We start from the raw sequence: 10,543 nt of genomic DNA, 5'->3' as shown, positions 1-10,543 counted from the left end.
CGTTGCTTCGCAACGCTTTCAAAAATTTCCTTGGTTTGGGTTTGAGCGCGAAGCGCTGTAAGTACTTCAGAGTACTTCAGCATAATTAAAATCCAGATGTAAAACCTGTGGCGCACGCTGTGCGCCGCAGGTTTTAGATCTAGTTTTTAATTTTACGAGAAAAATGGGGCTTCGACTTCGCTCAGCCATCCTAATACCGATAGCTGAGCGAAGTCGAATCCTCTCACAAATCATTTAGGATTGCTGTATAGCCAATCCATAGGGAATCAAAGGAAGAAAAATGCGTAGCTCAGGTTGGTGTGTCGTTGGGATTTTGTGCAATATTTCTACTTGTATTACCATTTTGGCGAATAGTCCCGCAGGATGGACCTTAGACAAGTCCGCCGATCGCCAAGGTATTGATGCAAGGAGCTTGCAAAATTCTCCCTACAACCTCACGGGCAAAGATGTATTTGTGGGGCAAGTCGAGTTGAGTCGTCCATTACGCTTTGCCGTAGATAAACTCTTTAACAAACTTTTATCGCGCGATCGCGCGATCGTGCAGCCCTATGCTGTTTTTTTTCGCGATGGTAAGGCTGTTCCCAATCGCAACATTGACGATCATTCCGAGCAGGTTGCCGCAGTCATCATTAGTCAAGATAAAACTTACCGAGGTATCGCGCCCAACGCCAAACTGATCTCTGCCGCCTATTCCCAACGTCGCCAAGACGGACAACCTGAAGCCTGTCTTGCCTCTCAATATATTGCGCGACAACACAACAGTACTGTGCGGGCGATTAACTTCAGCTTTGGCGAACTCCTCAGCGAAGATCCGCGCCCCAATCCTCAACTCGATGGCAATGCTCTACTTACGCTCTGCGTCGATTGGCTGGCGACGACTTACAATACCTTACCGATAATTGCAGGAAACCAAGGTAAAGGCGGCATTCCCATTCCCACCGATCTTTTTAATGGCTTTACCGTGGGCTTTACCCATGAGGTTGAGGGTATTTATCGTCAGCTTGATCGTGGCAACCTGATCGATGAGCCATTTATCGATCGCAGTAATACTGGTAAATACGAGCAGGGGGAATTTTTTACTGACCTCAATAAAGATGGGAAATGGACGGCAGGTGTCGAAAGTCCCCTCAATGGCAGGCGATCGCTGGCGCTGCTTGCTCCTGGTAATAACCTCAAACTCCCCAATTTACAAGGCAAATTTAAAAATGCCAATGGTTCGAGTTTTGCCGCGCCCCACGTAGTCGGGACGATCGCCCTACTCCATGAGTACGCCAATCGCCAGATTGAGATTGGACAATGGAGCGTTGAAGCGCGTCGGCATGAGTTACTCAAAGCTGTCCTCATCAACTCCGCCGATAAAATTCAAGATCGGGGTGATGGGAAGAACCTTGGTATGTCCAAAACTATTCTCGATACCTTTGGCAAAACATGGCTCGACAGTGAAGCCTATGGCAGTCGGGTAGTGCCGCTCAGTCGCAGTCTTGGCGCAGGACAACTCAATGCTCGTCGAGCTTTGCTGCAATACCAAGCAGGACAGCAATCACCCCAAAATGGAGTGGCAACCATCAAAGCGATCGGTTGGGATACCAATTTTGTCGATGTCGATAATTTTCAAGATTATATTTTTGGCGAGCCGCTCTTAGCCGACAGCTTTATCGCAGCTACCCTAACTTGGGATCGTCAAGTTAAACTCAACGATAAAAATGGCAATAGCCTCTACGATATCGGTGAAAGCTTTAGTGATGAGGGCTTTAATAAAATTGAATTGTACTTAATGCGATCGCAGGATACCGATATTTCCCAAAGTATTTGGTCATCCACCAGTCAAGTTGACAACTTACAGCATATTTTTGTGAAAATTCCCACCACAGGTAAATACAAACTGCGGGTGGTATTCAAATCTCCCCAAACCAATACCGCAAGCCAGCGCTACGGCTTGGCTTGGTGGGCAAAAAATTCTTAAACATCCTTAAAAAAGGGGCGCTTAGCGCCCCTTTTTTTACTTGAATTACTTAGGGGTAGTCGCGCTAGGAGGGAGGTATTGGGCATCAACAAAACCTAACTCAAATAATTGTTGATAAGCCTGTTGACCGAGATCGCGAGTAGGCGCTTGACTACGGATCAATTGAATTAACAAAGGTACAGATAGCTCTGGTTGATTTTTAGCCCGATAAACCACAGCAAGCTGGTAGGTTGCCTCATCACGCAACTGTGCTGCCTGTAGAGCCTTACGACGATGACTATCAGAAATGCGATTGTCAATACCTGAAAAGCTGGTCGTTAGCTCCTGATAAAAATTTGATAATTGATTAAAGACTTGACGGGCATCTTGCAACTTAGATACAGCTTGATCGTAATTTTGCTGGCTAACTGCGGTCATTGACTCTGCCATCAACCTCTGCCCCCCTGCAATACTAAACACACTATTCTCTAGAGAATTGGGCTTAGTTGCCTCTACGGGCTGAGCTTGCGTAGGTTGAACTTTGGGCGGCTGAGGTGAAGCATTTTGGGCGATCGCCTTTAGAGGTAGCAAAGTCGCAGAAGAGATCAAAGATAAAGCTGCGGCTTGAAAGGCAATCTGAAAGAAGCAAGGCTTAGCAAAGGATGTGGACATAGGTTGCAAATTCTGGATGCTCACAAGAAAGAATAAGTTTTAGCTGAATACTTGGGGGTTGCTTTTAACTTGAGAAAAGTGAAAAGCATTTATCTAAAACTTTTTGCTATCGTAACACCCCAACACAGACGAAGTAACTATTAAAAGTATCCCCAAAAGTATGTTAGGGACACTTTGCCATAGTCCCCACCTTATTTGTTGAAGAGTTGTAAAGCAAATGTGACATCTTGCGTGATATGCTTAGCAACGGTGTAGGCAGCTACATCCAAGTTTTTGGACACCCATTTTCAGTACTATCTCAAGTACTAGTTCTTCACTCAAACAGTCAGCAAATTTTGCTAAAAAGCAGTCGCTATAGGTCAACCTCTAAGGGTCAACAGTGAAGATCATCCCCGCAAAAAACAGTACAGTTGCACAGACGGTTGTAAAAACCTCATCCACATCAGTTGTTGATGGCATGGAAGAGTACAATCGCCTCAAGCTTAGGCTGTTAGTAATCACCCTCATCTCTGGGCTTGTTATTAGCTTAGCGGTATGGTTTTGGTACGGGTGGAAGATTGCCCTCAGTTATGCTGTCGGTGCATTAGTTGGCTCTGTCTACTTCAGAATGCTAGCTAAAAGCGTAGATCGATTGGGTGGTGAATCCAACCGACTCGGATTTTCGCGACTTGGGCTGTTCGTACTTTTGATGGCGATCGCTGCTAAGTCCGATCAACTAGAGATTTTGCCTGCATTCTTAGGTTTTATGACCTACAAAGTCGCTGTTTTAGTAATTCTTGCCCAAGACTTGAGCCAAGACCTGAGCCAAGACTTGAGCAAAGGCTAATTGACCAAGATTGAGGAAAACTTGAGGAGTGGGTTCCATTCTCGCTGATTTAACCTCCTACAGGTTGTAACATATCGAACATGATCGATCCAGTATCTTTTGGCTATTCAGTTAGTCACCAAACCAGTCTTGCCGCACTAGAAGTGGGCAAACACTTTTATTGGCAGTTCGGTAATCTAGCGGTACATGGTCAAGTTTTAATTGTGAGCTGGGTTGTGATGGGAGCAGTACTCGTTGCTGCACTGATCGGATCTAGCACTGCTAAGGCTGACCAACGTGTTCCCGCAGGTTTTCAAAATTTCATGGAATATGCTCTGGAATACGTTCAGGGCATCGCTAAAGACCAGATTGGCGAAAAGCACTACAGAGAATGGGTGCCATTTGTTGGTAGTCTATTCTTGTTTATCTTCGTATCGAACTGGTTAGGAGCGCTAGTTCCTTGGAAATTGATCGAATTGCCCGAGGGCGAACTTGCTGCCCCGACAAGCGACATCAATACCACGATCGCCCTAGCATTATTAGTCTCCTTAGCCTATTTCTATGCTGGATTGAGCAAGCGTGGTTTGGAATACTTCACTAGATATATCCAAGCTTCTCCCTTTCTCCTTCCTTTATGGGTTCTTGAAGATTTCACAAAACCCCTTTCGCTAAGCTTCCGTCTTTTCGGAAACATCCTCGCCGATGAGCTAGTTGTGGGGGTCATGGTTCTCCTCGTACCTTTGTTTGTACCTCTGCCATTGATGATTCTGGGATTATTTACCAGTGCCATCCAAGCATTGATTTTTTCGACCTTGGCAGCGTCTTACATCGGTGAAGCGATGGAGGGACATGGTGATGAAGGACATGAGCATTAAGCTCGTTAATTCAAACGATTGATTCGGGAAGTGGGTTTCCCATATTTGTTTCCCATATTTGTTTCCCATATTTGTAAACACTTAAAAATAATCTAAGAAGGAAAAAGAACGTGATTGATCCATTAGTAGCTTCAGCATCCGTAATCGCCGCTAGCGTTGCCGTTGGTCTTGGTGCAGTTGGACCTGGTATTGGTCAAGGTACTGCTGCTAGCCGCGCTGTAGAAGGTATTGCTCGTCAGCCTGAAGCTGAAGGCAAAATTCGTGGCACCCTATTGTTGAGCTTGGCTTTCATGGAAGCTCTTACCATTTACGGTCTGGTTGTTGCACTTGTATTGCTATTCGCTAACCCCTTCGCCTAATAGCCTTTTCTTGAATGCCTTTCTTGAATGTATTTCTTGAATGCCTTCTCTTGAGTGCTGTAGTAAAGAGCTATTGTAGCAAAGAAGCTAAGTTGGAAAGTCGAGCTTTTCCTTTAATTCTTGGCTTCTTTGTCCATCTAGATCGCTACCTTTAGTAATAGCATTTATCCAAATGCTCCACAAAAGTGCCCACAAAAGTGCTTTTTTAGCAACATACCTATGACAATTTGGAACCTTTTTTCAACTGTTCTCATCGCTGCGGAAGCGGCAGAACATAAAGGCGGCTTGTTTGATATCAATGCCACACTTCCAATTATGGCAGTGCAATTTGTTGTTTTTGTAGCGCTTCTGAACGTTATTTTCTTCAAACCTTTAACTAAGGCGATCGATGATCGCGATGATTATGTTAGAGGACAGATTATTGGCTCAAAGGAACGTCTAGAAAAAGCTGAGTTAGCTGTTAAGCAATATGAGCAAGAGCTTGCTTCTGCGCGCAAGGCAACTCAGAACATCTTAACAACTGCTCAAGCGGAAGCAAATAAGATTCGTAAAGAACGTATTGATGCTGCGATGGCTGAAGCTCAAGCAAAAGTTGCTACAGCTAAAGCAGAAATCGAAAAGCAAAAACAAGATGCGACCGCATCTCTGGACGCTGAAGTAGAGTCGCTCAGTCGCCAAGTTCTAGAAAAATTACTAGGTAACTTAGTTAAATCCTAGTTCTGACGATCCTCATAGATAGTTTCTATCTGGATTCTGGCTGGTATTGAGTAATAGAAACAACCTTTATGATTAGAAATTTCGTCTTACTTGCAAGTGAAGCAGGCGAACATTCAGGCTTCGGGATTAATTCCGATATTCTGGAAACTAACCTGATCAACTTAGTGATCGTTATCGGTCTTTTGATCTATGCAGGTCGTGGTTTCTTAGGCAAAATTCTCTCGGCTCGCTTGGAGTCTATCCAGTCGGCGATCGCTGATGCAGAAAAGCGTCAAAAGGAAGCAACAGATAAGCTTGCTTTGCAGCAAGGCAAATTAGCTCAGGCAAAAACCGAGGCTGAAAACCTGTGCAAACAAGCTGAAACTGATGCCAAACACGCGGCTGATGCAATTTTGGCGACGGTTGATGCAGATATTGCTCGTTTGCGAGAAGCTGCCGACCAAGAGATTGCCACGGAGCAAGATCGTGTAATCGTGCAATTGCGTCAGCAAGTTGCCGAAAAAGCCCTCGCTAGCGTTCAGTCTTACTTCGATCGCGGTTTGAGTGAATCCGCTCAAGTCGAACTGATCGACCGTAGCATTGCCCTTTTAAGTTCTGACTAGGAGAAAACATGAAATCTAATTCTGTTAGTCAAGCTGTCGTAGCTCCCTATGCTGAGGCTTTAATGTCCTTGGCGCAAGAGCAGAAAAACTTAGATGCGATCGCTAAAGATGTCCGCCTGATTGGCGATACTTTGACTGATTCTTTGGAGTTAAGTCAATTATTTGCTAGCCCTTTAATTGGCGCAGATGTCAAAAAAGGCGTAGTAGAAAATGTGTTTGGTTCTCAGGTAAGCCCTATTACCAAAAGCTTTTTGCTTCTATTAGTCGATCGCAAACGTATTGCCTTTTTAGGACAAATCGTTAATGAGTTCAAAGCTCTATTGCGTGTAATTGATCAAGTAGCTCTTGCTGAAATTACGACTGCTTTAAAATTGAGTAGATCTCAGGAAGATAGCATTCGCGATCGCGTCAAAGCGATGACAGGCGCTAGAAGCGTTGACCTTGACGTAACTGTTAATCCTGATTTAATTGGTGGCGTAATCATTAAAGTTGGTTCTCAAGTCGTTGATGCCAGCATTCGTGGACAATTACGCCGATTAAAGAGTAGCCTCACCGCAGGCGTTTAGAAGGTAATCGTAATTATGAATTACGAATTACCAAAAGCCAAAAGCTACTAGCTAAATGCTAATAGCTAAATCCCCCAAATATTCAAAACAAATCGATCGCTGATAACTGGTAAAACACAACTATGGTTAGCATCAGACCTGACGAAATAAGCAATATTATCAAGCAGCAAATTGCTAATTATAACCAAGAGCTGCAAGTTTCCAACGTTGGTACTGTCCTGCAAGTCGGTGACGGTATCGCTCGTGTCTATGGCTTGGAACAGTGCATGGCTGGCGAGTTGCTGGAATTTGAAGATGGTACTGTCGGCATTGCGCTGAACCTTGAAGAAGACAACGTTGGTGTTGTGTTGATGGGTGAAGGTCGCAAGATCGCTGAAGGTAGCTCGGTAAAGGCAACTGGACGTATTGCCCAAGTTCCCGTAGGCGAAGCCTTTATTGGTCGCGTTGTTGATGGTTTGGCTCAACCTATTGATGGTAAGGGCGAAATCAAAGCATCTGAATCTCGCTTAATTGAATCTCCTGCTCCTGGTATTATTGCTCGTAAATCCGTATTTGAACCCCTACAAACGGGTATCACTGCGATCGACGCGATGATCCCCGTCGGACGCGGTCAGCGCGAGTTGATCATTGGTGACCGTCAAACAGGTAAGACCTCGGTTGCCGTAGATACCATCATCAACCAAAAAGGTTTGGACTGTATCTGCGTATATGTAGCGATCGGTCAGAAAGCTTCTACCGTTGCCAACGTCGTTAACAAGCTTCGCGAAAGCGGCGCAATGGAATACACGATCGTCGTTATGGCAAGCGCCAACGATCCTGCTACCTTGCAATACCTCGCTCCCTACACTGGAGCCGCATTGGCTGAGTACTTCATGTACAAAGGTCAAGGTACTTTGATCGTCTATGATGACTTGTCTAAGCAAGCCCAAGCTTATCGCCAAATGGCTCTCTTGCTCCGTCGTCCACCAGGTCGTGAAGCCTATCCTGGAGACGTATTTTACTTACACTCTCGCTTGCTCGAACGTGCTGCAAAGTTGAGTGATGAACTCGGCGGTGGCTCGATGACCGCATTGCCTATCATCGAAACCCAAGCGGGTGACGTATCGGCATACATTCCGACCAACGTAATTTCGATTACCGATGGTCAAATCTTCTTATCCTCTGACCTCTTCAACGCTGGTATTCGTCCTGCAATCAACCCTGGTATCTCGGTATCCCGTGTTGGTTCCGCAGCGCAAATCAAGGCTATGAAACAGGTGGCTGGTAAGATCAAGCTGGAATTGGCTCAGTATGATGACCTCGTCGCTTTCGCTCAGTTCGCCTCTGATTTGGACAAAACCACTCAAGCACAATTAGCTCGTGGTCAGCGTCTCCGCGAAATCCTCAAGCAGCCCCAATACTCGCCATTACCCGTAGGCGACCAAGTTGCGATTATCTATACCGCAATTAATGGCTATCTTGATGAACTCGAAGTCGATCAAGTTGGCGCATTTAACAAGGGTCTGCGTAACTACTTGGCAACCAGCAAGCCCAAGTACGGCGAAATCATCAAGTCCGAGAAGAAGCTCTCTGACGAAGCAGAAAAAATCTTGAAGGAAGCTCTTGTTGAATACAAGAAGACCTTTTTAGCTTCTGTCTAATCCACAAATAAGCTAATAAAAAAGAGGGCATATGCCCTCTTTTTTATTTGGCAATGGTCAGCTAAAGCGTGATCGACATATTTGCGCCTTTTTTATTAACGTGAGTTCGGGATAATTTGAAACTGGCTTAGAGAAAGGGTTTGCGCAGCAAACCCTTTCTCTAAGCCCAAAAGTAAAAGCCTTGCGTAGCAAGGCTTTTACTTTTGGATTTTTAAAATTTGCCAGCTTAACTCGAACTGACGTTAATCCTAAGAATTCAGATAGCAGTGCAAAGCGCTACCATTTGATTAAAATAAGCGGCGACAGTTACATTTCTTCAAAAGCCTTTCTTCAAAAATTAAGAGACAGTTGCGCCGCAACTCTCTCTTAATTTTTGAAATTTAATTACCAGGGGTGGGCTTGAGCGTAAATAGGAAATCTAAGCGGGTAGTTTTAGAATCGACATTGGTAGAAGTTACGGCAATTCCATTGATCGCATCCAGTACTGAACGGATTTCGGTGAAGCTAGGATTTGATTTCACTTCAGGGGGTAATAGGCGATCGGCAAGAGAGAGAGCCGTAGTCATATTCAAATAGAAATAGCCACCATTGGATTTAGGAATATCGGTGGTAAGGATCTTGAAAGCACTACTGTCAGGTAAATTGTTCGATGCTTTCGGCACAAAGGTATCAGCGAGATCGCCCATTGACCAGAAAACAAAATTATTGTCTAGGCTCCCTCTGGTGGCAACGGTAGTATTACCGATCGCCCAAGTGACGACAGATTTATCACCGATCTGCTTGGGTTTAAGATCGACTCCCTTAGGTAATATTCCCCCTGAATTACTTTGGGCGACCTTGTCAATTTTATCAAGGGTTGATTGCGCTGCGTTGAGATCTCCAGCTTGAGCGATCGCCACAAACCCAAATCCGGGATTAGCCAAGATACCTTGATTGTTCGGAATTGCCGCGATCGCAAATTCACCATTCATCCATTTCAAAATATCTTGGTCGAGATCGAGTTTAGTGCTGTCTTTCACGGCTTTGCGGATTTGTTCAATTAGCTGGGCCGAACTGGCATTGCCCTTGGCTTGAGCAACTAGAGACTGCCAAGACTGGTAGAGGTTAACACCTGAAACTAATAAAAATGTTTCTTGAGGCAATAAACTGAGAACCTTGGCTTCGTTGTTGGCAAGGGGATTAGAGTTGTCGTTTTTGAGATAGGTATTAATTTCAAAACGTAAACCTTCTTTTTGGGTTCCGCCCGTTAGGGTCATAGCATCTAACTCTCGCCGAGATTGCGTGATAGCTGCCTCGTTCAGATTGAGATTGGCTTGCGAGCCGATAAATTCTAAGGCTACTTCACCATCTAGATAAACCTGTAACAGAGGCTCGGCAATTTTGGTCTGTTGCGAATTGCCATAGATCTTGGCAAAAATTGATTTCTTGGCAAGGGAAGGACTATTGCCCTTATAGGTATCGATCGCCTTTTGGATCAAGTTGGCATTCGTGGCGATCGCCACATACTGTCCGCCAATATTTGCCGTTACGACGCTATTATTAGGATCGCGTGTTGGTGATTCGTAATAGGTAACATCCTTATATTGCTTGGGACTAAATTTTGCTCCCTGTTGCGACAAGGCTCCGCGATATTTCTCCAAAAAAAGATCCGACTTACCAGAATCACGGGTTGGCGCAATTATAAGGGTTGCCGCAGGTGCTTTTGCTTGTGCTGCATTCGGTACGAGCGCCGTAATAATATATCCCTCTAGCCAAGGCTGCACATCACGGCTATATTCAGTCTTACTCTGGATCAGTAATGAATTTAGCGGTGATTTGGTAATACCATCACCAATTAGCTTCTGCGATGCAGGTGTGCCAAACTGCGCTAGTTTATTCCACGGCTCTGATTTGGTATTAAAAGCCATCACCACCTGCGCTTCTTGGGGGATCGCGGCGGCCGCACCCAAAATTCCCTTGATCGATTGCGATCGCTGTGCAAAAAAATATGCGCCCCCTGCTCCTGCGGCGATTGTCGCCGCCCCTATGCCGATATACATCAGCATTGAAGACTGTTTTGATTTAGCAGATTTACTGGTTCTAGATGACTTCGACATGGGTATGGAATAAACCTAAAAATTGCAAGATGTTGAGCGCCAAGTCTCAATCAAGATACTACAGAATTGGGTACAAATCATCAGAGTACTCAGCTCTACCTACGGGATCGCTATACACTTTCTCCGATATAAAGTCATTAAGTGACTTACTGTAATTAAACTGTAATTAATCAGTGAATTAAAAAACAAACCCAGTAAGAGACTTGCGAGAAAATTAAGATACCAATCCAGATTTATCAGAATCGGTGGCGCGGCTCCGCCGCGCCACC

General features: G+C 44.9%; 10 protein-coding genes. 8 read left to right on the top strand and 2 right to left on the bottom strand.

Annotation, left to right across the window (positions count from 1 at the left end):
- Positions 1 to 280 precede the first annotated feature (280 nt).
- On the top strand, positions 281 to 1,963 hold the full coding sequence (locus tag PSE7429_RS17520; RefSeq protein ID WP_009628635.1) for a S8 family serine peptidase: 1,683 nt from the start codon (positions 281 to 283) through the stop codon (positions 1,961 to 1,963).
- Between the two features lie 45 nt (positions 1,964 to 2,008).
- Here PSE7429_RS17520 and PSE7429_RS17515 read toward each other — a convergent pair whose 3' ends face one another.
- Positions 2,009 to 2,614, bottom strand: a complete 606-nt coding sequence (locus PSE7429_RS17515; protein WP_009628634.1) for a hypothetical protein — start codon at positions 2,612 to 2,614, stop codon at positions 2,009 to 2,011.
- A 379-nt stretch (positions 2,615 to 2,993) separates the two neighbouring features.
- Here PSE7429_RS17515 and PSE7429_RS17510 point away from each other — a divergent pair, with 379 nt between their 5' ends.
- The 7 genes from PSE7429_RS17510 (at position 2,994) to atpA (ending at position 8,178) form a co-directional block, all read left to right on the top strand.
- Positions 2,994 to 3,440 (top strand): ATP synthase subunit I, encoded by a 447-nt coding sequence (locus PSE7429_RS17510; RefSeq protein ID WP_009628633.1) that lies wholly within the window; start codon positions 2,994 to 2,996, stop codon positions 3,438 to 3,440.
- An 80-nt stretch (positions 3,441 to 3,520) separates the two neighbouring features.
- Positions 3,521 to 4,294, top strand: coding sequence for a F0F1 ATP synthase subunit A (atpB, locus tag PSE7429_RS17505; RefSeq protein WP_009628632.1), 774 nt, complete (start codon positions 3,521 to 3,523; stop codon positions 4,292 to 4,294).
- A gap of 113 nt (positions 4,295 to 4,407) precedes the next feature.
- On the top strand, positions 4,408 to 4,653 hold the full coding sequence (gene atpE / locus PSE7429_RS17500) for an ATP synthase F0 subunit C (RefSeq protein WP_040689330.1): 246 nt from the start codon (positions 4,408 to 4,410) through the stop codon (positions 4,651 to 4,653).
- A gap of 219 nt (positions 4,654 to 4,872) precedes the next feature.
- Complete coding sequence (locus PSE7429_RS17495; protein ID WP_009628630.1) at positions 4,873 to 5,370, top strand: F0F1 ATP synthase subunit B'; 498 nt, start codon at positions 4,873 to 4,875, stop codon at positions 5,368 to 5,370.
- 68 nt (positions 5,371 to 5,438) lie between these two features.
- A complete protein-coding gene (locus PSE7429_RS17490) occupies positions 5,439 to 5,972 on the top strand; it encodes a F0F1 ATP synthase subunit B (protein WP_009628629.1) in 534 nt (177 codons plus the stop codon).
- 8 nt (positions 5,973 to 5,980) lie between these two features.
- The gene (gene atpH, locus PSE7429_RS17485) at positions 5,981 to 6,538 is read left to right on the top strand and encodes an ATP synthase F1 subunit delta (RefSeq protein ID WP_009628628.1); all 558 of its coding nucleotides are present in this window, start codon (positions 5,981 to 5,983) and stop codon (positions 6,536 to 6,538) included.
- Positions 6,539 to 6,660: 122 nt separating this feature from the next.
- Complete coding sequence (gene atpA, locus PSE7429_RS17480) at positions 6,661 to 8,178, top strand: F0F1 ATP synthase subunit alpha (RefSeq protein ID WP_009628627.1); 1,518 nt, start codon at positions 6,661 to 6,663, stop codon at positions 8,176 to 8,178.
- Between the two features lie 380 nt (positions 8,179 to 8,558).
- Here the strand turns inward: atpA and PSE7429_RS17475 are convergent, their stop codons facing one another.
- Entirely contained in the window at positions 8,559 to 10,274 is a 1,716-nt protein-coding gene (locus PSE7429_RS17475) for a DUF3352 domain-containing protein (RefSeq protein ID WP_040689326.1), read from the bottom strand.
- Positions 10,275 to 10,543 lie beyond the last annotated feature (269 nt).

This window comes from Pseudanabaena biceps PCC 7429 (assembly GCF_000332215.1).
In the GTDB taxonomy this organism is placed as follows: domain Bacteria; phylum Cyanobacteriota; class Cyanobacteriia; order Pseudanabaenales; family Pseudanabaenaceae; genus Pseudanabaena; species Pseudanabaena biceps.
Note: the sequence above shows the minus strand (reverse complement) of the source record. Positions and strands in the feature narration are given on the sequence as shown.